Origin of the sequence: Streptomyces sp. NPDC091287, from assembly GCF_044768525.1 — a bacterium.
Taxonomy (GTDB): domain Bacteria; phylum Actinomycetota; class Actinomycetes; order Streptomycetales; family Streptomycetaceae; genus Streptomyces.
This window is the reverse complement of record NZ_JBIVUV010000018.1, coordinates 97,887-122,749: the sequence shown is the minus strand read 5'-3', so window position 1 is coordinate 122,749 and position 24,863 is coordinate 97,887. Positions and strand designations below refer to the sequence as shown.

22 protein-coding genes and 1 pseudogene are annotated in these 24,863 nt (G+C 71.6%); 12 read left to right on the top strand and 11 right to left on the bottom strand.

Annotated elements, in window-relative coordinates; genetic code table 11:
* The first annotated feature begins 69 nt into the window (after positions 1-69).
* Genes ACIQRW_RS28420 through ACIQRW_RS28405 form a run of 4 tightly spaced genes read left to right on the top strand, consistent with a single transcriptional unit; the run spans position 70 to position 3,602 of the window.
* Entirely contained in the window at positions 70-966 is an 897-nt protein-coding gene (locus ACIQRW_RS28420) for a carbohydrate ABC transporter permease (RefSeq protein WP_381875702.1), read from the top strand.
* Positions 963-1,862: a carbohydrate ABC transporter permease gene (locus ACIQRW_RS28415; RefSeq protein WP_403765293.1), complete on the top strand. Its 900-nt coding sequence runs from the start codon at positions 963-965 to the stop codon at positions 1,860-1,862. Before ACIQRW_RS28420 ends, ACIQRW_RS28415 begins: the two co-directional genes overlap by 4 nt.
* A gap of 21 nt (positions 1,863-1,883) precedes the next feature.
* Positions 1,884-2,894 carry a hydroxyacid dehydrogenase gene (locus tag ACIQRW_RS28410; RefSeq protein WP_403765290.1) on the top strand — a complete coding sequence of 337 codons (1,011 nt, stop codon included), beginning with the start codon at positions 1,884-1,886 and terminating at the stop codon, positions 2,892-2,894.
* A 27-nt stretch (positions 2,895-2,921) separates the two neighbouring features.
* Positions 2,922-3,602 (top strand): ThuA domain-containing protein, encoded by a 681-nt coding sequence (locus ACIQRW_RS28405; RefSeq protein WP_403765288.1) that lies wholly within the window; start codon positions 2,922-2,924, stop codon positions 3,600-3,602.
* A 37-nt stretch (positions 3,603-3,639) separates the two neighbouring features.
* Here the strand turns inward: ACIQRW_RS28405 and ACIQRW_RS28400 are convergent, their stop codons facing one another.
* The 5 genes from ACIQRW_RS28400 to ACIQRW_RS28380 all read right to left on the bottom strand — a co-directional run bounded on the left by ACIQRW_RS28400 (position 3,640) and on the right by ACIQRW_RS28380 (position 10,183).
* Positions 3,640-4,578 (bottom strand): dihydrodipicolinate synthase family protein, encoded by a 939-nt coding sequence (locus tag ACIQRW_RS28400; RefSeq protein WP_403765287.1) that lies wholly within the window; start codon positions 4,576-4,578, stop codon positions 3,640-3,642.
* Entirely contained in the window at positions 4,575-5,582 is a 1,008-nt protein-coding gene (locus tag ACIQRW_RS28395) for an oligopeptide/dipeptide ABC transporter ATP-binding protein (RefSeq protein ID WP_403765285.1), read from the bottom strand. The genes ACIQRW_RS28400 and ACIQRW_RS28395 overlap by 4 nt, the downstream gene beginning before the upstream one ends.
* On the bottom strand, positions 5,579-7,552 hold the full coding sequence (locus ACIQRW_RS28390; protein WP_403765283.1) for a dipeptide/oligopeptide/nickel ABC transporter permease/ATP-binding protein: 1,974 nt from the start codon (positions 7,550-7,552) through the stop codon (positions 5,579-5,581). Before ACIQRW_RS28390 ends, ACIQRW_RS28395 begins: the two co-directional genes overlap by 4 nt.
* A gap of 1 nt (position 7,553) precedes the next feature.
* Positions 7,554-8,504, bottom strand: coding sequence for an ABC transporter permease (locus ACIQRW_RS28385; RefSeq protein WP_403765281.1), 951 nt, complete (start codon positions 8,502-8,504; stop codon positions 7,554-7,556).
* Positions 8,505-8,587: 83 nt separating this feature from the next.
* Positions 8,588-10,183 (bottom strand): ABC transporter substrate-binding protein, encoded by a 1,596-nt coding sequence (locus ACIQRW_RS28380; protein WP_403765279.1) that lies wholly within the window; start codon positions 10,181-10,183, stop codon positions 8,588-8,590.
* A gap of 165 nt (positions 10,184-10,348) precedes the next feature.
* Between ACIQRW_RS28380 and ACIQRW_RS28375 the strand changes: the two genes are divergently transcribed.
* From ACIQRW_RS28375 to ACIQRW_RS28365, 3 genes are all read left to right on the top strand, one after another.
* Positions 10,349-11,080, top strand: coding sequence for a FadR/GntR family transcriptional regulator (locus ACIQRW_RS28375; RefSeq protein ID WP_403765277.1), 732 nt, complete (start codon positions 10,349-10,351; stop codon positions 11,078-11,080).
* A gap of 160 nt (positions 11,081-11,240) precedes the next feature.
* Positions 11,241-12,239 (top strand): acetylxylan esterase, encoded by a 999-nt coding sequence (locus ACIQRW_RS28370; protein ID WP_403765275.1) that lies wholly within the window; start codon positions 11,241-11,243, stop codon positions 12,237-12,239.
* Between the two features lie 51 nt (positions 12,240-12,290).
* On the top strand, positions 12,291-13,730 hold the full coding sequence (locus tag ACIQRW_RS28365; RefSeq protein ID WP_403765273.1) for an exo-alpha-sialidase: 1,440 nt from the start codon (positions 12,291-12,293) through the stop codon (positions 13,728-13,730).
* Here ACIQRW_RS28365 and ACIQRW_RS28360 read toward each other — a convergent pair.
* The gene (locus ACIQRW_RS28360; RefSeq protein WP_403765271.1) at positions 13,673-14,431 is read right to left on the bottom strand and encodes a FadR/GntR family transcriptional regulator; all 759 of its coding nucleotides are present in this window, start codon (positions 14,429-14,431) and stop codon (positions 13,673-13,675) included. The two genes, ACIQRW_RS28365 and ACIQRW_RS28360, sit on opposite strands and share 58 nt — an antisense overlap.
* A 173-nt stretch (positions 14,432-14,604) precedes the next feature.
* Between ACIQRW_RS28360 and ACIQRW_RS28355 the strand changes: the two genes are divergently transcribed.
* From ACIQRW_RS28355 to ACIQRW_RS28340, 4 genes and pseudogenes are all read left to right on the top strand, one after another.
* Complete coding sequence (locus ACIQRW_RS28355; RefSeq protein ID WP_403765269.1) at positions 14,605-15,564, top strand: dihydrodipicolinate synthase family protein; 960 nt, start codon at positions 14,605-14,607, stop codon at positions 15,562-15,564.
* 17 nt (positions 15,565-15,581) lie between these two features.
* Positions 15,582-16,526 (top strand): ROK family protein, encoded by a 945-nt coding sequence (locus ACIQRW_RS28350; protein ID WP_403765267.1) that lies wholly within the window; start codon positions 15,582-15,584, stop codon positions 16,524-16,526.
* 11 nt (positions 16,527-16,537) lie between these two features.
* On the top strand, positions 16,538-17,251 hold the full coding sequence (locus tag ACIQRW_RS28345) for an N-acetylmannosamine-6-phosphate 2-epimerase (RefSeq protein ID WP_403765419.1): 714 nt from the start codon (positions 16,538-16,540) through the stop codon (positions 17,249-17,251).
* Between the two features lie 140 nt (positions 17,252-17,391).
* Positions 17,392-17,796, top strand: a pseudogene (locus tag ACIQRW_RS28340) (AEC family transporter); the annotation flags it as partial.
* A gap of 83 nt (positions 17,797-17,879) precedes the next feature.
* On the opposite strand, the gene ACIQRW_RS28335 reads toward ACIQRW_RS28340, so the two are convergent.
* The 4 genes from ACIQRW_RS28335 to ACIQRW_RS28320 are packed head-to-tail and all read right to left on the bottom strand — an operon-like array spanning position 17,880 to position 21,193.
* Positions 17,880-18,812 carry an ABC transporter substrate-binding protein gene (locus ACIQRW_RS28335; RefSeq protein WP_403765265.1) on the bottom strand — a complete coding sequence of 311 codons (933 nt, stop codon included), beginning with the start codon at positions 18,810-18,812 and terminating at the stop codon, positions 17,880-17,882.
* An 8-nt stretch (positions 18,813-18,820) separates the two neighbouring features.
* A complete protein-coding gene (locus ACIQRW_RS28330) occupies positions 18,821-19,498 on the bottom strand; it encodes an ABC transporter permease (RefSeq protein ID WP_403765263.1) in 678 nt (225 codons plus the stop codon).
* Positions 19,499-19,502: 4 nt separating this feature from the next.
* Positions 19,503-20,153, bottom strand: coding sequence for an ABC transporter permease (locus ACIQRW_RS28325; RefSeq protein ID WP_403765261.1), 651 nt, complete (start codon positions 20,151-20,153; stop codon positions 19,503-19,505).
* Complete coding sequence (locus tag ACIQRW_RS28320) at positions 20,150-21,193, bottom strand: ABC transporter ATP-binding protein (protein WP_403765259.1); 1,044 nt, start codon at positions 21,191-21,193, stop codon at positions 20,150-20,152. The genes ACIQRW_RS28325 and ACIQRW_RS28320 overlap by 4 nt, the downstream gene beginning before the upstream one ends.
* Positions 21,194-21,344: 151 nt before the next feature.
* Here ACIQRW_RS28320 and ACIQRW_RS28315 point away from each other — a divergent pair, with 151 nt between their 5' ends.
* On the top strand, positions 21,345-22,880 hold the full coding sequence (locus ACIQRW_RS28315; RefSeq protein WP_403765257.1) for an aromatic amino acid ammonia-lyase: 1,536 nt from the start codon (positions 21,345-21,347) through the stop codon (positions 22,878-22,880).
* Here ACIQRW_RS28315 and ACIQRW_RS28310 read toward each other — a convergent pair.
* Entirely contained in the window at positions 22,859-24,667 is a 1,809-nt protein-coding gene (locus ACIQRW_RS28310; protein ID WP_403765255.1) for a cytochrome c biogenesis protein DipZ, read from the bottom strand. The two genes, ACIQRW_RS28315 and ACIQRW_RS28310, sit on opposite strands and share 22 nt — an antisense overlap.
* Positions 24,668-24,863: the final 196 nt, after the last annotated feature.

Genomic DNA, 24,863 nt, shown 5'->3' with positions numbered 1-24,863 from the left:
GCCCCACCCGGCGGGGCCGGCGTCGGCCCACTCCCCGCACCTTCCCGCTCTCCTCGAGAAAGGCCCGGTATGACAAGCCCGTCAGCCCGCGCCCAGCGCCGTACCGCCGCGCTGCTTCTGGCACCGTTCTTCGTTCTCTTCACCGCCGTCACCATCGCCCCGCTGGTCTACGCGGGCTGGATGAGCCTGTTCACCACCCGCACCTCCGGCCTCGGCTTCGGCGGCGCGGAAGAGGTCTTCGCCGGAGTGGACAACTACGTCCAGGCGTTGTCCGACCCCGCGTTCCGCAGCGGATTCGTCACGATCGCCGCATACGTCGCGGTCTACATACCGGTGATGATCGGCGGCGCACTCGTGCTCGCCCTGCTGTTGGACACGGCACTGGCCAAGGCGCGGGCCTTCTTCCAGCTGGCCCTGTTCCTCCCGCACGCCGTGCCCGGTCTCATCGCGGCGCTCATCTGGGTCTACCTGTACACGCCGGGCCTGAGCCCGGTGACCGACTTCCTCGCCTCCGGCGGCCTCGACATCGACTTCCTGTCGGCGGACAACGCGGTGTTCTCCGCGGCGAACATCGCCGTGTGGGAGTGGATCGGCTACAACATGGTCATCTTCTACGCCGCGCTCCAGGCGGTGCCGGGCGAGACCCTCGACGCGGCGAAGATCGACGGAGCCGGCGGCATCCGCACCGCCCTGTCGATCAAGGTGCCGATGATCCGCCCGGCCATCGCGCTGGCCGTACTGTTCACCGTCATCGGATCGGTCCAGCTCTTCACGGAGCCGAAGGTCATCTACAGCGCCTCCAGCTCGATCGGCAGCAGCTGGACACCCAACATGTTCGTCCAGACCGCCGCCTTCACCCACAACAACTTCGGTCTGGCAGCGGCCGCCTCGCTGCTCATCGCGCTGTTCGCCGCGGTGCTGTCCTTCCTCGTGACCCGTTTCTCGCGCAGCAGGAGCAAGCCGTGACCCAGCCCACGACACGCACCGCCCCGGCCCCGCGCGGCCCGGGCAGGCGTCCTTCGCTCCTGCTGTCCAAGGCCGGCGTGACCGCGATGCTGGGACTCGCCGCCCTCTACACCCTCCTGCCGATGCTCTGGCTGGTCCTGTCGTCCACCAAGAGCCGTCAGGATCTCTTCGCCACGAACGGCTTCGCGCCGGGCGACGACTTCGCGCTCCTCGACAACCTCCAGTACCTGTTCGAGGCCGACAACGGCATTTTCCTGCGCTGGCTGCTCAACACGGTCCTGTACGCCGGTGTCGGCGCGCTGCTGGCCACGGTGTTCAGCGTGGCCGCCGGGTACGCGTTCGACAAACTGGACTTCCCCGGCAAGGAGAGGATCTTCTCCCTGGTCCTGCTCGGCGTTATGGTGCCCGGAACCGCGATGGCGATCCCGCTGTACCTGATCGCGGCCGAGGCCGGTCTGGTGAACAGCTTCTGGGGCGTGTTCATCCCCGGTCTCGTGTTCCCGTTCGGGGTCTATCTGGCCCGGGTCTTCAGCGCGTCGTACGTCCCCGGCGAGGTCCTCGAAGCGGCCCGGGTGGACGGGGCGGGCGAGTTCAGGACCTTCTGCCGGATCGCCCTTCCCATGGTCGCGCCCGGCTTCGTGACCATCTTCCTCTTCCAGTTCACCCAGATCTGGAACAGCTTCTTCCTGCCCCTGGTGATGCTGTCCGACGAGGAGCTCTTCCCGGTCAACCTCGGCCTGTACGTGTGGTATTCGTCCGCGCTCTCCCAGGGCCACCCGCAGGACTACCTCCTGGCGATCGTCGGATCGCTGGTGTCCGTGGTCCCCCTGGTCGTCCTCTTCCTGATGCTCCAGCGGTTCTGGAAGTCCGGCATGACCGCCGGCGCCGTCAAGTAGGCCCCCGTCATGAGGATCCCCATGCCTTCCACTCCGCCCCGCCCGCGCGCCCTGTTCGCCATGGGCCGCCGGCACCGCGACGCCCTCTTCACCCCGGCCGCGGTCGACCGGCTGACCCGCCACGTCGACATCGACCCGCAGCTGGTCGCCGCGACCTTCGACGGGGTGCCGGACCCGGCGGCCGTCGAGCTCCTGATCACGTCCTGGGGATGCCCCCCGCTCGACGCCGCCGCCCTCGCCCGCATGTCCGGGCTGAAGGCCGTCGTGCACGCGGCGGGCAGCGTCAAACACCATGTGACGGACGCCTGTTGGGACCGGGGCATCCGCGTCTCCACCGCGGCCGCCGCCAACGCCGTACCCGTCGCCGAGTACACCCTCGCCGCCATCCTCTTCGCCAACAAGCGGGTACGGGAGATCGGCGGGCTCTACCGCGAACACCGCGACGCCCTGGACTGGGCGGCGTACTACCCGGGCTTCGGCAACTACCGCAGGACGATCGGCCTGGTGGGAGCGTCGTTGGTGGGGCGCAGGGTGCTGGAGCTGCTCCGCCCCCACGACTTCGACGTCCTGCTGGCCGATCCCCACCTCGACCCCGCCGAGGCCCGGTCGATGGGCGCCCGGCTCGTCGGGCTCGACGAGCTGCTCGCCGTCTGCGACGTCGTCTCGCTCCACGCGCCCGCCCTGCCCGAGACCCACCACCTGCTCGACGCCCGGAGACTGTCGCTCCTGCGTGACGGCGCCACGCTCGTCAACACCGGCCGGGGCTCGCTCGTCGACACCGACGCCCTCACCGCCGAGGCTTCGTCGGGACGCGTCCACGCGGTCCTGGACGTCACCGAACCCGAGGTGCTGCCCGCCACGTCGCCCCTGTACTCGCTGCCGAACGTCCTCCTGACCCCGCACATCGCCGGGTCGCTAGGCGGCGAGCTCCAGCGCATCACCCGCAGCGCCCTGGACGAGGTCGAACGCTACTGTGCCGGCGAAGAGTTCGCCCACGCGGTGACCCGCGCGGCCCTGACCACCTCGGCCTGATCCCGCGCGAGAAACCGGAGTAACCGCATGCCCCTGACCGGCCACCTGTCGGACGTCCTCGTCTACACCCGTACGACGGCCTACCGGCACGACTCGATCCCCGTCGCGCGCACCGCACTGCGCGAACTGGGCGAAGAGGAGGGCTTCAGCGTGGAGACCTCCGAGGACCCCGCGGTCTTCACCGACGCCTCCCTGGCGGGACGCGGCGCGGTGGTCTTCCTGTCCACGAGCGGCGATGTCCTCACCGATGAGGGACGGGCCGCGCTCCAGCGGTGGATCACGGACGGCGGCGGCTTCATGGGCGTCCACTCCGCCGCGTGCACCGAGTACGACTGGCCGTACTACGGCGAACTGCTCGGTGCGCGCTTCGGGGGCCACCCCGCGTTCCAGCCCGGCACCGTGCTGGTCGAGAACCGGAGCCATCCGGCGACGGCCCACCTGCCGACGCGGTGGGAGTGGAGCGACGAGTGGTACGACTTCCGGACAGGCCCACGCCGCCCGGGCGTGCGGGTCCTCGCCACCGTCGACGAGACCGGTTACGAGGGGGGCGGCATGGGCGCCGACCACCCCCTGGTCTGGTGCAAGGATTCCGGCGCGGGCCGCTCCTTCTACACGGCGCTGGGCCACGCGGACGAGGCCTACAGCGACCCCGCCTTCCGCCGTCACCTGCTGGGCGGCCTGTGCTGGGCCGCGGGCGTGACCGCCTGACGCCCGGCACAGGCCGCCCAGCAGGTGGCCATGCGTTCTACCGGGCCAGGGAGAGCCCCGCCAGCTCCAGGCAGGCCGCGATCGACGCCGTCTCCGCCTCGTCCAGGCGGCGCATCGGCGCGCTCATCACGTTGGTGTCGATGATTCCGCGCAACATCAGGGCCGTCTTGAACGCGCCCAGCCCTGCGGCCGTCGCCGAAGCCGTGCCGGGGCGGGCCGCGCGGACGATGTCGAACAGGCCGACGAGCCGGTCCTGTTCGGCCCTGGCGGTGTCCCAGTCGCCCTTCACGGCCGCCTCGTGCAGCCGCACATAGCCGTGCGGGTCCACATTGCCCAGGCCGGGTACGGAACCGTCGGCGCCGCTCAGCATCATCGCGTCGACCACCAGCTCGTGGCCCGTGAGCACCGAGAACCCCGGAAGGTCACGGGCTCCGATGACGAGGCGCCGGAACGAGCCGTCGTCCCCGCTGGAGTCCTTCACCCCGGCGAGCACCCCGTCCGCCGCGAGCGGCAGCAGGAGTTCCGGGTCCAGCTTGCTGTGCACGCAGACCGGCACGTCGTACGCCAGGAGCGGCAGGTCCACGGCCGCCGCGAGTTCCCTGAAGTGGCGGTCGATCTCGGTGACATGGGTGCGCGTGTAGAAGGGCGCGGTGACCACGACCGCGTCGGCGCCCAGGGCAGCGGCGGCGCGGGCCCGCTCGGCCGCCCGGTCGGTGGTGGTCTCGATGGCCCCGACGAGGACCGGGACCTGGCCGGCCGCCGTCGCGGTGATCACCTCGATGGCCTCGTCCTGCCGACCGGGCGTCAGATAGGCCGTCTCGCCCGAACTGCCGAGAGCGAAGAGGCCGTTGACCCCACCGTCGAGGAGGTGGCCGACGACCCGTTCCAGGGAGGCGCGGTCGAGCTCGCCGTCGGCGGTGAGCGGGGTCACGACGGGCGGGATCACTCCGGAGTACACGGGGGAGGGGGCGGTCATGCGGTGCTCCTTGCGGGCGGTACGGAGGTCCGGGTCCCCGAGGGGGACACGGAGTTCTGGGGATGGACGCAGTGCCGGCGGTGTTCGGCGGGGCCGAACGTCGCGACCGGGAAGACCTCGGCGCACGCGTCGTCTGCCTTCCAGCAGCGGGTGCGGAACGGGCAGCCGGTCGGCGGATTGGTTGCGGAGGGCACCGGGCCCGTGAGCACGATGCGTTCCGTCGCCTCCAGCAGGCTGGGCGTGGCGGAGAGCAGCGCCTCGGTGTACGGGTGCCCGGGGGAGCCCGCCACGTCGGCGGCCCGGCCCTCCTCGACGATGCGGCCGAGGTAGAGGACGGCGATGCGGTCGGCGAGGTAGCGCACGGTCTGGATGTCGTGGCTGATGAACACCATGCCCAGACCGAGGCGTTCGCGCAGGTCGACCAGGAGGTTGAGTACCTGGGCGCGTACGGAGACGTCGAGCGCGGAGGTCGGTTCGTCGGCGACGATCAGCTCCGGTTCCAGGGCCAGGGCGCGGGCGATGGCGACGCGCTGGCGCTGTCCCCCGGAGAGCTGCCCGGGCAGGGCGCCGAGGGTGTGGCCGGGCAGCCCGACCAGGTCGAGCAGCTCCTCCACCCGGGCCTCGCGCGCCTCCCGCGTACCGCGCCGGTGTACGTCCAGCGGATCGCGGAGGATCTGCCGGACCGTGAGGCGGGGGTTGAGCGCGGTCGCGGGGTCCTGGAAGACGACGCCGACGGCCGAGCCGAAGTCGTCGCGCCGCTCCGCGCCCGACATCTTCCACAGGTCGCGCCCGTGGAAGAGGACCTCGCCCTCGGTGGGCTTCTGCAGTCCGGTCAGCACGCGGGCGAGCGTGGACTTGCCGCAGCCGGACTCCCCGACCAGGCCCACGATCTCGCCGCGCCCGACCTTCAGCGTGGCGTCGGTGAGCGCGTGCACGGCATCGCGGGAGAAGATCCCGCCGCTGCGTGCCTTGTGGCGTACGTGGACGCCGTCGAGCCTGATCACAGGGCGCTCCCTTCCAGTTCCTCGGCGGTCGTCCTGGCCGGGTGGTGGCAGGCGAAGTCGTGGTCGTCCGTGGTGCCGCGCGGGGTGAGCGCGGGTGTCGTGGTGCGGCAGAGATCGGTGGCGGCCCCGCAGCGCCCTGCGAAGCGGCACCCCTCGCCGAAGCCCTGGGGCGCGGGAACGACCCCCCGGATCTGGTGGAGCCGGTCCGTGCCGGCCTCCAGGGAGACGACGGAGCCGAGGAGACCGCGGCTGTAGTGGTGGGCGGGCCCGGTGAGGACGGACCGGGTGTCGCCGACCTCGGCGAGCCTGCCCGCGTACATCACGGCGACCCGGTGGGAGAGGTCGCCGACCAGGGCGAGGTCGTGGGAGACCAGCACCATGGCGAAGCCGAGCTCGTCGCGGAGCCGGATGAGGAGTTCGACGACCTGGGCCTGGACGGTGACGTCGAGGGCGGTGGTCGGCTCGTCCGCGATCAGCAGGCGCGGGCTGCGGGAGAGGGCCATGGCGATGAGGACCCGCTGGCGCTGTCCGCCGGAGAGTTCGTGCGGGTAGCTGCGCAGGGTGCGTTCGGGGGAGAGGCCGACGAGTTCGAGGAGCTCGGCGGGGGTCTTCGTACCGCCGCGCGAGGTCAGCTGCTTCAGCTGGGTGCCGACGAGCACGGAGGGGTTGAGGGAGGAGAGCGCGTCCTGGTAGACCATCGCGATCTCGGGGCCCATCAGGGCGCGGCGCTCTTTGGGCGGGAGCTTCAGCAGGTCCTGGCCGCGGTAGAGGATCTCGCCGCTGACCTCGGCGTTGCGGGCAAGGAGGCCCATGACGGCGAGGCTGGTGATGGACTTGCCGCAGCCGGACTCCCCGACCAGGCCGAGGGTCTCGCCCTCGTGGACGGTGAAGTTCAGCCGGTCGACGACGGGGATGTCGCCGTAGCGGTCGGGGAAGCGGATCGCCAGGTCGCGGACGACGAGGAGCTCCTCGGCGTCCGCGCGGACCGGGGTGATGCTGGGCTCGGTGGCGTTGATGTGCCGGGCGAGCTTGGCGAGGGCGGCGTCGATGTCGACGGTGGCGGCGGCCTCGACCGGGTCGGGCGCCGTGGTGGCGGTGGGCGCGGGGGAGGTGCGGGCGCTCCTCGGCGCGGCGGAGGCGTCGGTGAGCCCTTCGGAGAGGATGTTGAGCGCCAGGACGGTGATCAGGAGGGCCAGGCCCGGGAAGAAGGTGGCCCACCAGCCGCCGGCCAGGAGGATCTGCCGGCCGTAGGCGAGGACGCTGCCCCAGCTGGGGTCGGGGTCCTGCACGCCGGCTCCGATGAAGGAGAGGCTGGCCTCGAAGATGATCGCCTCGGCGACCATGACGGTGGCGAACACCATGACCGGCGCCATGCAGTTGACGGCGATGTGGCGCAGCACGATGTACCCGCGCCGGGCGCCGATGACCTTCTCGGCCGCGACGTAGTCCTCGCCGTACTGCGCCAGCACGCATGCCCGGACGACGCGGGCGAGCGAGGGGGTGTAGACGAAGGCGATGGTGAAGATGATCACCGGGACGCTGGTGCCGAACACGGCGACCAGGACCGCCGCGAGCGCGATCGGCGGGAACGACATCACGACGTCGAGTGTCCGCATGACCGACTCGTCGCCGAGTCGCCGCGAGGTGGCGGCGAGCGAGCCGAGCACGGCTCCGGCGACCAGCGCGACGGCGGTCGCGCCGAGGCCGATGACCAGGGAGTAGCGCGACCCGTGCACCACCCGGGCGAAGACGTCGCGGCCGGCCCGGTCGGTGCCGAACCAGTGGTCGGTGCTCGGGGCCTGGACTGGGGTGCCGGTGGTCAGTGGGTCCTGGGTGAGGAGGGGGGCGAACACGGCGCCGAGGATGACGACGAGCAGTACGCCGAGGGCGACGCGGGAGGTGACCGGCAGGGCGCGGAAGGCGATGCCCGGTCGGGAGAGCTTGGTGGCCAGACGGCCCGTGGCGAACATGTCACACCGTCCTGATGCGCGGATTGACCAGCAGGTAGAGCAGGTCGACGATGACGTTGACCACCAGGAAGGCGATGGCGATGGTCAGCACGGTGCCCTGGACCAGGGCGACGTCGCCGCCGGTGACACCTTCGAGGATGAGTTTGCCCATGCCGGGCAGGTCGAAGATCGCTTCGATGACGACGGCGCCGCTGAGCAGATAGCCGACCTTGACGCCGAGCACGGTGAGCGGGGTGACCAGCGCGTTGCGCAGCACCGAGCGGATCACCAGGAGGACCGGCAGGCCGTTGCCCTGGGCGGTGCGCACGTAGTCGCGGTCCAGTTCGGCGACCATCGAGGTGCGTACGAGCCGGGCGAGCGAAGCCGCGACGGGAACGGCGAGCGACACGGCGGGCAGGACCATGGTGGTGAGCCAGCCGCTGAAGGAGTCGGCGGGGTTGGTGTATCCGCCGGTCGGGAAGATCCGGGTGTTCAGCGCGAACTGCTGGATGAGCAGGACGCCGAGCCAGAAGGACGGGATGGCGACCCCGGCCATGGACAGCACGCGGAAGAGCTGGTCGGGCCACCGGTCGCGGTACATCGCGCCCAGGACACCGCCGATCACGGCGAGCGTGACCGCGAGGAACAACCCGAGGAAGGTCAGTTGGAGGGTGAGCGGAAACGCCGCGGTGATCCGGTCGATCACGGGCTGGCTCGGCGGGACGGTCATACCGAGGTCGAAGCGGAGCAGTTGGCCGAGGAAGTCGACGTAGCGGATCGGCAACGGATCGTTGAGCCCGTTGGCCTCCGCGAAGGCTTCCCTGGCCTCGGGACTGGCGCTCTCCCCGAGCGCGTTGTAGGCCGGGTCGGCCGGCGAGAACTGCAGCACCACGAAGACCAGCAGTGCGATGCCGAGAATCATCACCGGCGTCATCGCGACGCGGCGCAGCGCGAGCCGGAGAAAAGCAACCATCGTCGGGTTCCTTGCGATCGGGCGGAGGGCGGGTCCGGGCCGCCTGGGTCGACAGGGCCCAGGCGGCCCGGGCCGGGCGGACGTCAGGCGCGGCCGACGCCCACGAAGGACAGGCCCGTGGTGGGCAGCGGCTTGAAGCCGGGCAGGGCCGTCTCGTTCCAGGCGGTGGGCAGCTTGCGGTGCAGGATCGGGTAGAGCGCGGCCTCGTCGGCGACCAGATCGGTGATCTCGCCCCACAGTTGCTTGCGCGCCGCCCCGTCGGCGGCCTGGGCGGCCTTGTCGAGGAGCTGCTTGACCTTCTTGTACGCGGGGGAGCCGGCCCACGCGTAGCGCTTCTCGGGCCAGAAGCCGTAGTAGAACCAGCGCATCAGGAGGTCGACGTCGTTTCCGAACACCGAGGGGTCGCCCGGGGCCACCATGACCTCGAACTCCCCGCCGTCGACCTTGGCGTACTGGGCGGCGGACTGCGCGATGCTCAAGGTGGCCTCGATGCCGGCCGCGGCCCAGCTCTCCTTGAGCAGGGGGGCGATGTCCTTGACCCAGCCGGTGTCCGTGGTCAGCACGGTGAACTTCAGCTTGCCCACGCCCGCGTCGGCCAGCAGCTTCTTCGCCTTCGCCACGTCGTGGGTGTAGGCGGTGGCGGCCTTGTGGTGGTCGGGGTGGGTGGTGGGGAGGTAGCCGGTGGCGGCCGTCGCGTTGCCGACCATCGCGGTCTTGATGATCTTCTCGGTGTCCAGGGCGTAGTGCAGGGCCTGGCGCACCCGTTTGTCGGCGAAACGCTTGTCGGCCGTGTTGAACATCAGGAAGAGAAGCCCGAAGGACTGCACGGACTCGGTCTTCGTGGTGGCGGAGAGCCTTGGGACGTCGATGTACGGGACGTCCTCGATCGCCTGGACGCGGCCGGACTCCATGGCGCTGACGCGGGCCGACTGGTCCGACATCAGGCGCCAGACCATCTTCTGGGCCTTCGCCGGGTGCGGGCCGTTGTACTTCGCGTACTTCTCGAAGACGATCTTGTCCTCGCGGGTCGCCTCGACGAACCGGTACGGCCCCGAGCCGACGGGCTTGGCGTCGAATCCCTTGACGTCCGCCTCGACGATCTTCTTCGGCACGATCCGTGCCACGGCTATCCGGGACGGGAAGAGCGCGAAGGCGTGACGGAGCTTGAACTCGACCGTCTTCTCGTCGACCGCCGTGACCGTGTCGATGAACGGCACGAACTGCGCCATCAGCGACGCGTTCTTCTCGTCCAGGATGCGTTCGAAGCTGAAGACGACGTCCTCGGCGGTGACCGGTGAGCCGTCGTGGAAGGTCGCGCCGTCGCGCAGGGTGGCGCGGTAGGTGGTGGCGTTGATCTTCTTCGGCATCTCGGTGGCGAGCGCGGGGCGCGCCACGAGTGTTGCGGGATCGAGATCTACGAGCCCCTCGAAGATGTGCATATTGGCGGCGTACGGGGTGGCGCCCGACGTGATCATCGGGTCGAATCCGGTCGAGAGTGGATACGACAGACCCGCCTCGATGGTGCCGCTGCCGTCGCCCTTTCCGGCCGCTCCGCCGGCGGTCGAGGAGGGACCGCCGCAAGCCGAAAGGCCTGCCGTGACGGCGGCTGCCGCGCCGAGGGCACTGGTGTAACGCAGGAAGGTGCGGCGCTCGACGCCGGCTGGCCTCAGCTCGGGCACGGGTCCTCCAAGGGACGTTGGGTGAGGAATGGGTGGAGAACGGAATTTCGAAGGCTATCGGGGTGCCTGTGCGGCGAGAGCATCAGACGTCAGATGTCTGATGCCTTGATAGCGTGGGAACGTAGCTTGACAATCGAGAGGGGTCAAGAGGTGGGGAGTTCACCTATGTCCGGCGCGAGACCCGGTCGCACCCTGTTGCGGCAGGAGGTCGTCGAGGGCATCAAGCGGTACATCCTCGACGAACGGCTGCGCCCGGGGGACCCGTTGCCGACGGAGCCGGCCCTGTGCGAGGCGCTCGGCGCCAGCCGCTCCAGCGTCCGGGAGGCCGTCAAGATCCTCGCCGCCCTCGACATCGTCGAGGTCCGTCACGGCCACGGGACGTACGTCGGCCGACTGAGCCTGTCGGCGCTGGTGGAGAGCCTCACCTTCCGGGGTCTGCTCTCGCCCGACGACGACTTCCAGGTGATGGCCGACCTCGTCGACGTACGCGAGCTCTTCGAGCGGGGCATGGCCGACCGGATCATCTCCTCGCTGGACGCCGAGGAGCTGGACCGGCTGGACGGCCTGGTGGCGACCATGCGTGAGACCGGTGTGGGCGACGGGCACGGCTTCGTCGCGGCGGACCGGGCCTTTCACGCGCTGCTCGTGGCGCCGCTCGGCAACGACCTGATCGGTCAGCTCTCGATGGCCTTCTGGGATGTCTACACGATCGTCGCGCCGCATCTGCAGGGGTTCACGCACGCCGACGAGGCGGAGACCGTCGCCGCCCACCAGAACATCGTGGACGCGGCCCGCGCGGGCGATGCCACCGCGTTTCTGAAGGCCCTCGGCGAGCACTACGCCCCGGTCAGGCGCCGGATCGCCGAGGCCAGGGCGGGCAGGGGGAGCGAGGGCTGATCGAGGCCGTCGCGCTCCCGCCGGGCCTCCGGGGTGGGAGCGCGGGGCGGCCCGGCTCTTGACGGGCGGCCCCACGGCTCCCTACGGTCTGGTTTGCCATCAGGACATCTGACGTCTTCTGTCCTGTGGCTTTCCTTGACCCCTCCAGGAGGGCACCGTCATGCCGTCGGCCGATCTCACGCTCGCGGAATGCCGCGCCTACCGGCCCGAACTGCCGCTTCCCGACGGGTTCGACGCCTTCTGGTCCGACACCCTGGACGAGAAGGGCCCCGGTGGAGCACCGGACCGGCAACCCCGGTTCGACGAGGTCGACAGCGGGCTGGTCCAGGTCCGCGTGTACGACGTGAGCGTCCCGGGCTACGACGGCCGTCCCGTACGAGGGTGGCTGCGGATGCCCGCAGGGGCCGCCGGACCGCTCGGCTGTGTCGTGGAGTTCCTCGGGTACGGGCGCGGCCGGGGCCTGGCCCACGAGCAGCTGATGTGGGCCTGCGCCGGATACGCGCACCTGGTCATGGACACCCGCGGCCAGGGCTGGTCCTCGGCGACCGGCGACACCCCCGACACCGACCCCGGATCGGCCGGCACCGTGCCGGGCTTCCTGACCCGGGGCGTCGAGAGCCCCGGAACGCACTACTACCGGCGGGTGTTCACCGACGCGGTCCGCTGCGTGCGGGCGATGCGCGAGCACCCCGAGGTCGACCCCGCCCGCATCGTGGTGACCGGGGTCAGCCAGGGCGGAGGCATCGCGCTGGCCGTGGCCGGGCTCGTGCCGGGGCTCGCCGGAGTGATGCCGGACGTGCCGTTCCTCTGCAACATCCCCCGGGCCGCGCGGATCGCCGCGACACCCCCGTACACCGAGATCGCCGCCTACCTCCGGCTCCACCGCGACCGCGTCGAACCGGTGTTCCGCACCCTGTCGTACTTCGACGGGGCCCACCACGCCACCCGGGCCACCGCCCCCGCGCTGTTCTCCATCGCGATGGCGGACGACATCTGTCCGCCCTCCACCTGCTTCACGGCCTACAACCGGTACGCGGGCCCCAAGGAGGTGCGCGTCTACGAGTTCAACGGGCACGAGGGCGGCACCGAACACCACCGGGCCGAACAACTGGCCTGGGTGCGCACCCTGTTCGCCGGCCTCCCGGCCGAACGCTCCTGACTGCCGAACGCTCCATCCGTACGTCTCCCCTCACGAGAAGAGAGATCGTCCATGCAGCGCAGAGTCACCGTCGCCATGCTGTCCGCCGCCCTCCTGGTGGCCACCACCGCCGGCACCGCCCACGGCGCACCGGCCGCCGCCCCCGGCGAACTGACCTCCCAGGACATAGCGACCCAGGGCGTCGGGTCCCCCCACTACCGCATCCCCGCGCTCACCACCTCCGTCGAGGGCACGGTGATCGCCGCCTACGACACCCGCCCCACGCTCGGCGACCTCCCCGGCAACCTCGGCGTCGTCGTACGGCGCAGCACCGACGGCGGCACCACCTGGGGGACCCAGCAGGTCGTCCGTAAGGAGGCGGCCCCGAAGGGCTTCGGCGACCCCAGCCTCCTCGTGGACCGCACGACCGGCCGGATCTTCGTCTTCTACGCGGGCTCCGTGAACCAGGGCTTCTTCGGCTCGGCCACCGGCAACGACGAGAGCGACCCGGACATCCTCCAGGCCGACTACAGCTACTCGGACGACGACGGCGTCACCTGGACCCACCGCCGCATCACCAAGCAGATCAAGAACCCCGCCTGGGCCGGTATGTTCGCGGCCTCCGGCGAGGGCATCCAGGTGCGCCACGGCGCGTACAAGGGGCGGCTGATCCAGCAGTACGCCATCCGGAACAACGGCGCCAACTACGCCGTCAGCGCCTACAGCGACGACCACGGCGCGACCTGGAAGATGGGCAACCCCGTCGGACCGGGCGGCGACGAGAACAAGACCGTCGAACTCAGCGACGGCCGGATCATGCTCAACAACCGCTCCGCGCCCTACCGGACCGTCGCCTACTCCAGCGACGGCGGCGTCACCTACACGCCGTTCACCCAGGACACCGATCTGCGCGACCCGGCGAACAACGGCTCGATCATCCGGTACGCCCCGGACGTCCCCGCCTCCCACCCCCAAGCGTCCTGGCTGCTGTTCAGCAACACCGACAGCACCACCCGGAAGAACCTGACCGTGAAGATGTCCTGCGACAACGGGAAGACCTGGCCGATCCGGAAGGTCGTCAACCCGGACAGCGCCGCCTACTCGACGCTGACCCGGCTGCCGGACGGCCGGCTCGGGCTGCTCTACGAGCGCGACGACTACCGGCACATCACCTACTCCTCGTTCGACCTGAAGTGGCTCGGCGGCACCTGCGCGGACATCACCATCACGCCCCCGGCCACGCTGAAGGCGGGGACGACGACGGAGGTGACCGTGCGGGTCGTCAACCGGATGGACGTCACCCGCAACGCGGGCACGCTCGACCTGACCGTGCCCGCCGGCTGGACGACCCGGCAGGTGGCGTTCCCGGCGCTCCGGCCCGGTGAGGGCGCGAACATCAAGGTCCCGGTCACGATCCCGGCGGGCACGTCCGGCACCGCCGGACTGACCGTGACCTACAGGGCCGACGGCAAGCAGGCGTCCGGGACCCGGTCGGTGACCGTGACCCCGTAGCCGCCCCCGGCCGGGTGCCGCTCCAGACGGGAGCGGATGCCGTCGAAGTGGGCGCGCATGGCCGACGCCGCCCGGGCCCCGTCGCCCGCCGCCACCGCCGCGACGATCGCGTGGTGCTGGGCGCACGTGACGTCGGGGTCCTGGTGGCCGTCGTCCGTGCTGGCGCGCACCCGGTCCATCGCCGCCCAGAACGCGTCCAGCACCTCGCTGAGCAGGTGGTTGTCGAGCGAGGCGTAGAGCGCCAGATGGAAGGCGCGGTCGGTCGCCCGGGCGACCCGGCCGTCCCGGGCGGCCTCGGCCTCCATCGTGGCGACCAGATTCCGCAGCGCCGCCAGGTCCTCGGCGGGAATGCCCGCGCTGACGGCGCCGACCAGCCCGGTCTCCAACGCCTCGCGCACCTTCATCAACTCCAGCAGCCCCGGCTCGCCCCGGCCGTGCCGCACGACCGCCCGGAAGGCCAGGCCCTCGGCGAAGGGCGTCAGCGAGAGCGAGCCGACGAAGGTGCCGAAGCCTCGTCGGATCTCCACGACGTTCATGGCCTGGAGTGCCTTGAGGGCCTCGCGTACCGAGACCCGTCCGGCGGTGAACAGCTCCATCAACTCGGGTTCGGTGGGCAGCGGATCGCCCGGGCCGAGCGCCCGGTCGAGGATCAGTTCCTTGATCCTCCGCTCGATGTCCTGCGCCATGGTGGGGCGGGCCACAACCGTCCTCCTGAGGTGTCGTCGGCCGCCGCGGCCTCTTGACCGGCCGCCGGGGCATCGGCTTAAGGTAAGCCGAGACGTAAGACATCTTACGTCTCATGTCCTGGTCTCGTCCTCCCTTCCGGGCGAAAGGCGAAAGACCGGCGTCCCGAGCGAGCTGGAGCTCTCCCACCATGTCCCTGACCGCACCGCTGCGCGGCGTCGTACCGCCGGTCTGCACCCCGCTCGACGACCGGGGCGAGGTCGACACGGCCTCCCTCACCCGGCTCGTCGGCCACCTCGTCGACGGCGGCGTACACGGCCTCTTCGCCCTCGGTTCGACCAGCGAGGTCGCCTACCTGACCGACGCCCAGCGCGCCACCGCCCTGAAGACCGTCGTCACCGCCGCCGCCGGACGGGTCCCCGTACTGGCCGGGGTCATCGACACCACGACCCCCCGGGTACTCGCCCACGCCCGGACCGCCGCGGAGCTGGGCGCCGACGCCCTCGTCGCGACGGCGCCCTTCTACACCCGCACCCACCCCACCGAGACCGCGGGGCACTTCCGCGGGCTGCGCGCGGGCGTCGACCTGCCGCTGTTCGCCTACGACATCCCGGTCGCCGTGCACTCCAAGCTCTCCACCGCCCTGGTCCGCGAACTGGCCGAGGACGGCGCCCTGGCCGGCCTCAAGGACAGCAGCGGCGACGAGGGCGGGTTGCGCAGGCTCGTCGTCGCGCTGGGCGGACGCGAGGGCCGGGCACGGGGCCCCGTGCCGCACTTCAGCGTGCTGACCGGATCCGAACTCACCGTGGACGCCGCCCTGCTGGCCGGAGCCGACGGCGTCGTCCCCGGACTCGGCAATGTCGATCCGGCCGGATACGTACGGCTGTACGACGCCGCGCGAGCGGACGACTGGGCACTCGCCGCCCGTGAACAGGAGCGGCTCGTCGAGCTGTTCGCCATGGTCGACGTCGGCCCCGAGCAGGAGATGGGCCGCAGCTCGTCGGCGCTCGGGTCCTTCAAGGAGGCGCTGCGGCTGCTCGGCGTCATCGAGCACGGCGCCACCGCGTTCCCGCAGATCCCGCTGTCCGCCGCGTCCGTCGCCTCCGTCGCGGAGCGGCTGCGCGGCGCCGGACTGCTGCCGGTCCGATGAACGGTCCGAACGGTCCGATGAACGGGCGAACGACCGGAGCCGTGGTCATCGGCCTCGACCTCGGGGGCACGAAGATCGCGGCGGCCCTCTTCGCCCCCGACGGCGAGGTGCTGGCCCGGCACACCCGGGCCACCCCCGCCCGGGAGGGCGCCGCCGCCGTGCTCGACGCGCTCGCCGCGGCGGCGGCCGAGGTCGACCCGGACGGCCTGGCCTCCTTGGTCGGCATCGCCGCCGCCGGGGTCGTCGACCCCCGCAGCGGCATGGTCACCAGCGCCACCGACTCCATCCGGGGCTGGGCCGGCACCGCCCTCGGCGCCGGCCTCGCGGACCGTACGGGCCTGCCGGTGGCCTGCGACAACGACGTGCGCGCCACGGCGGGACCCGAGCTCGCCGCCCTGGCCGACAGCCACGGTTCGCTGCTGTACGCGGCCATCGGCACGGGGGTGGGCGGCGCTCTCGCCGTCGACGGGCGGATGCTGCACGGCGCCGCCGGCATCGCCGGCCACCTCGGCCATCTGCCCAGTGCCGAGGCGGCCGGACTGCCCTGCACCTGCGGTGCCGCCGGGCACCTGGAGGTCATCGCCTCCGGTCCGGGCATCGCCGCCCAGTACGCACGGCTCACCGGCACCCGGCCGGACCGGCTCGAAACGGTCGCCGCCCGCGCCGCCGGAGGCGAGCAGGCGGCCGTACGGGCCATCACCACCGGTGCGACGGCGGCCGGCCGGGCCCTCGGCGGCCTGGCCAACGCACTCGGCCCCGACCGGGTCGTCGTCGGCGGCGGGGTGCCCCGTATCGGCGCGCTGTACCGCTCCGCCCTGGCCACGGCCTTCGCCGCCGAACTGATGCCGCCCCTGCGGGGACTCCTCCCCGAACCCCCGCTCCACGGCGGGGACGCCGCCGTACGGGGCGCGGCGGCCCTGACCACCACCCTTCCCCTCCACCGTCCGGGAGCTCACCGATGAACGCACAGGATCTGAACGCACAGGATCTGGCCGCCGCACTCCGGGGCCGACTGATCGTCTCCTGCCAGGCGCCCCCCGGGGACCCGATGCGGGAGACCGCCACCCTCGTCCGCCTCGCGCTCTCGGCGGCCGCCGGCGGCGGCGCCGCGATCCGCGCCAACGAACCGGAGGTCGTCGCCGCGATCGCGGCGGCGGTGGACCTGCCGGTCATCGGCCTGTGGAAGGACGGCGACACCGGGGTGTACATCACCCCGACCGTCCGGCACGCTCTGGCCGTCGCCGCGTCGGGCGCCGCCGTGGTCGCCGCCGACGCCACCGGCCGGCCGCGCCCGGACGGCTCCACCTTCGCCGAGCTCGTCGCCGCCGTGCACGCGGCGGGCGCCCTCGTCATGGCTGACGTCGCCACGCTCGCGGAGGGGATCACCGCCGCCGGACAGGGGGCGGACTTCGTCTCCACCACCCTGTCCGGCTATGTGCCGGGAACCCCGAAGCAGAGCGGACCGGACCTGGACCTGGTGGCGTCCCTGTCGGCCGCGATCTCCGTACCCGTCGTCGCCGAAGGGCGCGTCAACACCCCCGAGGAGGCCGCCGAGGCGCTCGCCCGCGGCGCCCACAGCGTCGTGGTCGGCACCGCCATCACCGCACCCACCGCCCTGACTTCGCGCTTCGCCGACGCACTCGCGCGCCGGCGGGGCGAGGGCGCGGGCGAACCGGCTCGGGGCTGAACCGGCAGGCGGCGGCCCACCGGTCGCGCCCCACCCCCGCCCCGGGGGCGCGACCACCGGTCTGAGACGCTGTCCGGCATCTGACCAGGTGCTCCACCCGCCCGGCCGCCCACCGCACCTGATCCACCCGCAAGGAAGACATGCAGGGAGTCCTCACCGGCTTCACGGTGATCGCCACCGTCATCGCCGTCGGGTACGTCATAGGCCGCCGCGGATATCTGGGACAGGACGGCCGCACCGTGCTGACCCGGCCGGCCTTCAACGTGGCGACCCCGGCTCTGCTCTTCACCATGCTCGCGGGCGCCGACCTGTCCGTCGTCCTGTCGACACGCCTGCTGGTCACCGCGACGGCCACGGCCGCCGCGGCCGGCGCCTTCGCCGTGGTGGCCGGGCTGTTCCCGCGCTGGGACGCCGGACGGGTCACCATCGGCGCCCTGTGCTCCAGTTACGTCAACGCCGGGAATCTCGGCATCCCCATCGCCGTCTACGTCCTCGGAGACGCCTCGCTCGTCGCCCCGGTGCTGCTCCTCCAGGAGATCGTGGTGCCGGTGCCACCGTCTACGCGGCGGCCGGACCCCGGAGGCGACGGCCGGTCGCGGGAGGCCGTGACCTCCCGCGGCCGCCGCGGCTACTTCTTGATGCCGTGTTCCGCCGCCCAGTCGTTCGCGACGTCCTCGGGGTCCTTCCGGTCCTTGTCCACCAGGCGGTTGAGCTCGGTGAGGTCCTCGGTCGTCAGCACGGCCCCGAGGCGGGCGAGCGCCTTGCGGACCGTCGAGTCGGCCTTGCGGTCGGCGATCAGCGGAACGACGTGCTGGCCGGGGATCAGGTTCTTGGGGTCGGTGAGGACGACCCAGCCCTCGGCGGCGATGTCGGTGTCGGTGGTGAAGAGGTTCGCCACGTCCACGTCGCCCTTCTTGAGGGCCCCCTTGACCAACGGGCCCGAGGAGTCGAGGGACTTGAACTCCTTGAACTCCACGCCGTACACGTCCTTGAGGCCCACCGAGCCCACCGTGCGCTTCTTGACCTCGGGGGCCGCGCCGATGACGAGCTTGCCGTTGTGCTTCGCGAGGTCGGCCAGGGACTTCAGGCCGTACTCCTCGGCGGTCTCCTCGGTCACCGCGAAGGCGTCGGCGTTCTCCGCCTCGCCGTACGGGAGTATCTGGAGGCCGCGCGGCAGGAGCATCGCCAGGGCGTTCTGCATCGTGCCCTCCTCGGTGGCCGTGGCCTTGGTGTCGAGGTAGTGCAGCAGCGCGCCCTGGTACTCGGGCAGCAGATCGATGTCGCCGCCCTTCAGCGCGGGGATGAGGATCTCGCGGGTGCCCAGGTTGGGGCGGACCTTCGTCTTCACCCCGGACGCTTCGAGCGTCGCGGCGTAGAGGTACCCGAGGACCTGGTTCTCGGTGAAGTTGGCGGTGCCGATGGTGACGCCGCCCTCGCTGGAGCCCCCGCCCCCGCCGCCGGCCCCCTCCCCGTCGAGGGAGGTGATGCCGCTGCTGCACGAGGCGAGCGCGGGGACGGTGGCGGCGGCGAGGAGTCCGCCGAGGAGGTTTCTGCGGTTCATGGGGGCTCCTAGGCCTGGGCCCGCGGGGCGGGGCGGTGGCGGAAAAGGACGCGCTGGAGGGCGGAGAGCGCGAGATCGAGGACGACGGCGACGAGCGCCACGAGCACGGCGCCGCCGAGCACCTGCACGAGGTCGCGCTGGGCGAGCCCGTCGAAGACGTACCGGCCGAGCCCGCCGAAGGAGACGTAAGCGGCGATGGTCGCCGTCGCGACGACCTGGATGAGCGCGAGCCGGAGCCCGGTCATGATCAGGGGCAGCGCGAGCGGCAGTTCGACCTGGAGGAGGACCTGGTGCCAGCGCATGCCCTGGCCGCGCGCCGCGTCCCGCACCTCGGGGTCGACCGCCGTCATCCCGGCGTAGGTGTTGGTGACGATGGACGGCACCGCGAGCGCGACGAGGGCGATGTAGACCGGCCACATCGACAGGCCGCTGGCGAGGAAGACGAGGACCACGAGCCCGACCGTGGGCAGCGCCCGCCCGAAGCCGGCCAGGTTGATGGCGATGAACGCGCCGCGTCCGGTGTGGCCGATGAGCAGACCGATCGGCAGGGCGATGGCGGCGGCGACGAGCGTGGCGAGCAGCGAGTACTGGAGGTGCTCGGCGAGGCGGTGTCCGATGCCGTCGGAGCCGGTCCACTGCTCGGCACTGACCAGCCAGTCGCCGAGGCCCTTGAGGAGTTCGTACATGAGGTCAGGCCCCCTGCTTCTGCCGGCGGGTCCACGGCGTCAGGACGTACTGGAGGGTGACGAGCAGGGCGTCCGCGACGAGTGCGAGGAGCAGGGTCAGGACGACGCCGACGATCACGGGGGTGGGGAAGTTGCGCTGGAACCCGTCGGTGAAGAGCTGTCCGAGGCCTCCGTCGCCGATGTACGTGGCCACGGAGACGAGGGAGATCGCCATCACCGTCGCGATCCGCACGCCCGCCATGATCACGGGGAGCGCGAGGGGCAGTTCGACGGTGAGCAGGGTGCGCAGCGGCCGGGAGCCCATCGCCTTCGCGGCTTCCTTCGTCCGGGCGGGGACGGAGTCCAGGCCCTCGACGGTGTTCCGCAGGAGCACGACGAGCGTGTAGATCGTCAGGCCGATGACGGTGGTGGTGCGGGTGAGCCCGCTGACCGGCAGGAGCAGTACGAACACGGCGATGGACGGGATCGTGAACAGGATGTTCGACAACCCGATGAGCAGCCCGCGCAGCCTGCGCACCCGGTGGGCCACCACGGCCAGGGGGAGCGAGACGAGCAGCCCGAGGAGTACGGCGGTCAGGGCGGCCTGGAGGTGGGAGAGCGTGAGGGCGGTGAGATCGTCGGTGTGGTCGGCTATCCACGACCAGTCGACACTCATGCGGCCACCGTGCTCGCCGCGCTGTGTACCCGGCCCGCGCGGTCGTGGATGTCCTCGCGGGACGTCACGCCGGTGAGGACGCCGTCCGCGTCGACCCGGGCGACCAGGCCGCTCGGCGCGGCGATCGACTCGTTGAGTGCGGAGAGGAGCGAGTCAGCGTCCCGCAGGGGCCGGACCGGCATCTCCGTGTCCGTCTCCTCGTCGCGCCAGGCCAGCGGCTTGCGGGCCGCGTCGAGGGCGAGCTGCCAGCGGCCGCCTTCGGGGGCGGGGCCCTGGGCGACCTCTTCGAGCGTCGTCAGGGACAGCAGCTTCAGGCCGCGCTCCGCGCCGAGGAAGTCCGCGACGAACGCGTCCGCGGGGCGGGCCAGGAGCTCGGCGGGGGAGGCGCACTGGACGAGATGGCCACCGGTGCGGAAGACGGCTATGCGGTCCCCGAGCCGTACGGCCTCGTCGATGTCGTGCGTGACGAAGACGATCGTCTTGTTCAACTCGCGTTGGAGTCGCAGCAGTTCGTCCTGGAGCTGCGTGCGGACCACCGGGTCGACGGCGCCGAAGGGCTCGTCCATCAGGAGGACCGGCGGGTCCGCCGCGAGCGCGCGGGCCACGCCGACGCGCTGCTGCTGGCCGCCGGAGAGCTGGTGCGGGTAACGCTTCCCCGCGTCGGCGGCGAGGCCGACCGTCTCCAGGAGTTCCGCCGCCCGCGCCCGCGCCTTTCTGCGGCCCCAGCCGAGCAGCAGCGGTACGGTCGCGATGTTGTCCAGGACGGTGCGGTGCGGGAAGAGCCCGGACTGCTGGATGACGTAGCCGATGGAGCGGCGCAGCTCGGCGGCGTCCTGCTCCAGGACGTCCTTGCCGCCCACCCTGATCGTCCCGGAGGTCGGCTCGACCATCCGGTTGATCATGCGGAGCGTGGTCGTCTTGCCGCAACCGGAAGATCCGACGAGGACGGTCACGCCCCCTTCCGGCAGGTCGAGCGTGAGGTCGTGCACCGCGGTCGTGCCGTTCGGGAAGCGCTTGTGGACCTTGTCGAATTGGATCATGAGGAGTCCCTTGCCCGGCTGCATATCATCATGCAGAGTTCTCGGTGACTGAATAGGTTGTCAATAGGTCGTCGCCGTGCGGGCGTAAATCCCTGGTTACCAGAGGCCGCAGAACAAGACGGAGCGCCCGGCAGAGGAGGAATTGCTACTGATGTCGTCTCATATCTCGGACAGGGCGGTAGGCGGCAACGGTGCGATCGTCATCCTGGACGGCCGCCGCCTGATGGTCGCAGATGTCGTACGAATGGCCGAATCCGTCGCCCGGCCCGTTCCGGGGACCGAGGGCATGAAGCGCGTGGAAGCCTCCTGGAACGCCGCGCGGGAAATCGCTTCGTGGGGTCGCGTCTACGGTCGTTCCACCGGTGTGGGGGCGAACCGGAATGAGACCGTGCCCACGGAGGCGGCTTCCGGGCACGGGCTGCGCCTGCTGCGCAGCCACGCCGGGGCGATCGGCGAGGAGCTCCCCGCACGGCAGGTCCGCGCCATGCTCGCCGTCCGCGCCAACCAGCTCCTCGCCGGCGGCGCCGGACTGCGCCCGACCGTCGTCACCGCGCTCTGCGAAGCTCTGGAGACGGGCGCCTACCCGAAGGTCAACGAGTTCGGCTCGGTCGGCACCGGCGACATCGCCGCGCTCGCGCAGCTGGGCCTCGCGCTGGCGGGCGAACACCCCTGGCAGGGCGCCGGGGCCGCCCCCGCACCGCAGCCCCTCGACAACAACGACGCCCTCGCCCTGATCAGCAGCAACGCGCTCACCCTCGGCCAGTCCGCCCTCGCCCTGCACGAGCTGCGCACCCTGATCGCGGCCACGCAGGTGGTGGCGGCCCTGTCGCTGATGGCGATCGACGGGAGTTACGAGGCCTACGCGCTGCCCGTGCACGAGGCGCGGCGGCACGCCGGTTCGTACGCGGTCGCGGAGCGGATGCGGCTGCTGCTCGGCGCCCCCGACCGCCCCACGCCGCCGCTCGGCCGGATCCAGGACCCGTACGGCTTCCGTTGCGTGCCCCAGATCCATGGACCCGCGCACGATGCGGCGGACGCGCTCGACGAGGTCCTCGCGGTCGAGATCAACGCGGCGGCCGAGAACCCGCTGATCTCGGCCGACGATATGGCCGCCTACCACCACGGCGGCTTCTACCTCGCCCAACTCGCCCTTTCCCTCGACCACTTCAGGCTCGCGGTGACCCAGGTGGCCCGGCTGTCCACCTCCCGGCTCTCGACGCTGAACGAACCGGGCTTCACCCGCCTGCGCCCGTTCCTCGCGGACGGCGAGCCGGCGTCGTCGGGCGTGATGATCCTCGAATACGCGGCCGGGGCGGCGCTCGGCGATCTGCGGGCCTTCTCCGCGCCCGCCTCGCTCGGCCACGCGGTCCTCTCGCGGGGTGTCGAGGAGCAGGCGAGCTTCGCTTCGCTGGCGGCACGGCAGACCCTGCGGGCGTGCCAGGCGTTCCGGCTCGTCGTGGGCTGTGAACTCGTCGCGGCCGTCAGGGCGTTGCGCCAGCGCGAGCTGCGCCTCGACCCGGAGCTGCCGGTCGGCCGGGCCTTCGAACTCGCGGCCTCGATGCTCGACGCGGAGCCGGCCGACCGGCCGCTGACGGACGATGTGGCCGCGGCGGCCGGACTGCTCGACCGGTTCGCCGAGCTGGGGGAGGCCGCGCCCCAGGGTGCTCACCCGAAGGTGAAGGCGTAGGCCTGGAGGCCCTCGTCCACGCGGAGTTCGAGGCGTGCGGTGCGTGGGTCCCGGTCGTCGGTGAGCCGGTACAGGGTCGGCGCGCCGGTCACCCGGAGGGTCTTGGTGACCTCGCCGTTCACGAGGACGGTGACCTTGCCGGTGCCGGCGAGGACGATGTTGGCGTTCTTCGCCCGGTAGGTGAAGGCCAGCCGGGCCTCGCGCCCCGCCGTGAACTCCTCGTACCCCGCCGTCCACGTGCCGTCCAACGACAGCTTGTTGAGCGGCAGATCGCCCTTCGGGAAGCGGTAGACGGCCGACCGGTCGTCCACCAGGGGCGTGCCGACGTAACCGCGGATGCGCAGGTTGCTCAGATAGGTCTCGGGAGTCCGGTCGGCGGCGAGATCGTCCATGGCCCGGTCCGTGGGCTTGGGAAGGACGACGGTGGGATCCGCCTGGCGGAGCAGCTCACGGATCATGTTCTCCGTTTGGTCGTACTGACCCTCACCGAACTTGAAGTAGCGGACCGTGCCCTCGGCGTCGATCAGATACTTGGCGGGCCAGAAGCGATTGCGGTAGTTGTCCCAGGTGTCGAGGTCGTTGTCGAGCGCGACGGGCCAGTCCACTCCGAGCTTCTCGGCGCCGGCGACGACATTGCTCCGCTTCTTCTCGAAGGCGAACTCGGGGGAGTGCACCCCGATGACGCGCAGCCCGGCGTCCCGGTAGGCACGTTCCCAGTCGCGGATATGCGGCACCGCGCGCTGGCAGTTGATGCAGGAGTACGTCCAGAAGTCGATCAGCGTGACCTTGCCGCGCAGGCTCTTGAGGTCGACGGGGCGGTCGCCCGGGGTGTTGAACCAGGAGTCGATGCCGTCCAGCGCGGGGGCCGGCCCGCACGAGCGCAGTTCGTCGGCGCCGTCCTCGCAGCGGGAGAGCTCCTTGTTGGAGTTGTCGTACAGACCGGACAACTGCTGCCGGGCCGCGTCGCTGTCCTCGATCTTCCGCTGGACACCGGAGGTGTAGTCGGGCAGCGACCGCTGGATGGCGGCGGTGACGTCGAGGGCCAGAGCCAGCGCGAGGACGATCATCAGGGACCCGGCGGCGATCCGCAGCCCCCGGGCACGCCTGCGGAACGCGGCGATCCGGTCGGCCACCCTCCGCCCGGCCAGGGCGAACACGAGCAGCGGCACGGCGGTGCCGACGGCGAAGGACAGGGTCAACACCACGATGTCGGAACTGATCTCGCCCCGGGCTCCCGCGATGGTGATCGCGGCGAGCACGGGCCCCGCGCACGGCACGTACAGCAGGCCGAGGCCCAGACCGAGGACGAAGGCGCTGCCCTCCTTGTTCACCTGGCGCTGCGGGATACGGGCGAAGGGCTTCTCCAGCAGGCGTTCGACGGGCGGGAAGATCAGTCCCAGGCCGATGAGGACGAGCAGCCCCAGTCCCACGTACCGCAGGATGTCCTGCGGCAGACCTAGGGCGGAGATGATCGTCACGCCGAGCAGGGTGAAGAACGCGAAGCTGACGACGAGGCCCGCGACCACGGCATAGGGACGCCGGTTGCGCGGCGGGCGTCCGGGAGCCTCCGGGGGAGCGGTCGCGACAGCGCCACCGCCCCCTGCCGTCCCACCGCCACCGCCGGCTTCGGCGTCGCCCGGGGCCCGGACCGGCTTGCCCGCGGCCTGGGCGTCCTCGCCCCGCCCGGAGCCGCCGGCCAGGAACACCACCGGCAGGACGGGCAGGATGCAGGGTGAAACCGCGGTGATCAGCCCGCCCAGCAACCCGATCAGCATCAGCGTGATCATGACGTACCGCCTCTCGCGGGAGAGAGCGGCAGTGACCGCGGCCCTCACCACGTATTCGGCGCCGGGCGATCACCGGATTGGTGGCCGCGAGAGCGTGGAGCGGGCCCGCGGCCCCGAGCGGACGCCCCGGGGGCAGCACCGCGACCAGGCCCTGCTTCGCGGCGTCGCTCCCCCCGAGCGCTCCCGCGCGCGGGGC

Excerpts from the sequence above, each read along its gene's own strand:
- ACIQRW_RS28420 (WP_381875702.1), top strand. The coding sequence starts at position 70 with ATGACAAGCCCGTCAGCCCGCGCCCAGCGCCGTACCGCCGCGCTGCTT.
- ACIQRW_RS28410 (WP_403765290.1), top strand. The coding sequence starts at position 1,884 with ATGCCTTCCACTCCGCCCCGCCCGCGCGCCCTGTTCGCCATGGGCCGC.
- ACIQRW_RS28405 (WP_403765288.1), top strand. The coding sequence starts at position 2,922 with ATGCCCCTGACCGGCCACCTGTCGGACGTCCTCGTCTACACCCGTACG.
- ACIQRW_RS28400 (WP_403765287.1), bottom strand. The coding sequence starts at position 4,578 with ATGACCGCCCCCTCCCCCGTGTACTCCGGAGTGATCCCGCCCGTCGTG.
- ACIQRW_RS28390 (WP_403765283.1), bottom strand. The coding sequence starts at position 7,552 with ATGTTCGCCACGGGCCGTCTGGCCACCAAGCTCTCCCGACCGGGCATC.
- ACIQRW_RS28385 (WP_403765281.1), bottom strand. The coding sequence starts at position 8,504 with ATGGTTGCTTTTCTCCGGCTCGCGCTGCGCCGCGTCGCGATGACGCCG.
- ACIQRW_RS28375 (WP_403765277.1), top strand. The coding sequence starts at position 10,349 with ATGTCCGGCGCGAGACCCGGTCGCACCCTGTTGCGGCAGGAGGTCGTC.
- ACIQRW_RS28370 (WP_403765275.1), top strand. The coding sequence starts at position 11,241 with ATGCCGTCGGCCGATCTCACGCTCGCGGAATGCCGCGCCTACCGGCCC.
- ACIQRW_RS28365 (WP_403765273.1), top strand. The coding sequence starts at position 12,291 with ATGCAGCGCAGAGTCACCGTCGCCATGCTGTCCGCCGCCCTCCTGGTG.
- ACIQRW_RS28355 (WP_403765269.1), top strand. The coding sequence starts at position 14,605 with ATGTCCCTGACCGCACCGCTGCGCGGCGTCGTACCGCCGGTCTGCACC.
- ACIQRW_RS28350 (WP_403765267.1), top strand. The coding sequence starts at position 15,582 with ATGAACGGGCGAACGACCGGAGCCGTGGTCATCGGCCTCGACCTCGGG.
- ACIQRW_RS28335 (WP_403765265.1), bottom strand. The coding sequence starts at position 18,812 with ATGAACCGCAGAAACCTCCTCGGCGGACTCCTCGCCGCCGCCACCGTC.
- ACIQRW_RS28330 (WP_403765263.1), bottom strand. The coding sequence starts at position 19,498 with ATGTACGAACTCCTCAAGGGCCTCGGCGACTGGCTGGTCAGTGCCGAG.
- ACIQRW_RS28325 (WP_403765261.1), bottom strand. The coding sequence starts at position 20,153 with ATGAGTGTCGACTGGTCGTGGATAGCCGACCACACCGACGATCTCACC.
- ACIQRW_RS28320 (WP_403765259.1), bottom strand. The coding sequence starts at position 21,193 with ATGATCCAATTCGACAAGGTCCACAAGCGCTTCCCGAACGGCACGACC.
- ACIQRW_RS28315 (WP_403765257.1), top strand. The coding sequence starts at position 21,345 with ATGTCGTCTCATATCTCGGACAGGGCGGTAGGCGGCAACGGTGCGATC.
- ACIQRW_RS28310 (WP_403765255.1), bottom strand. The coding sequence starts at position 24,667 with ATGATCACGCTGATGCTGATCGGGTTGCTGGGCGGGCTGATCACCGCG.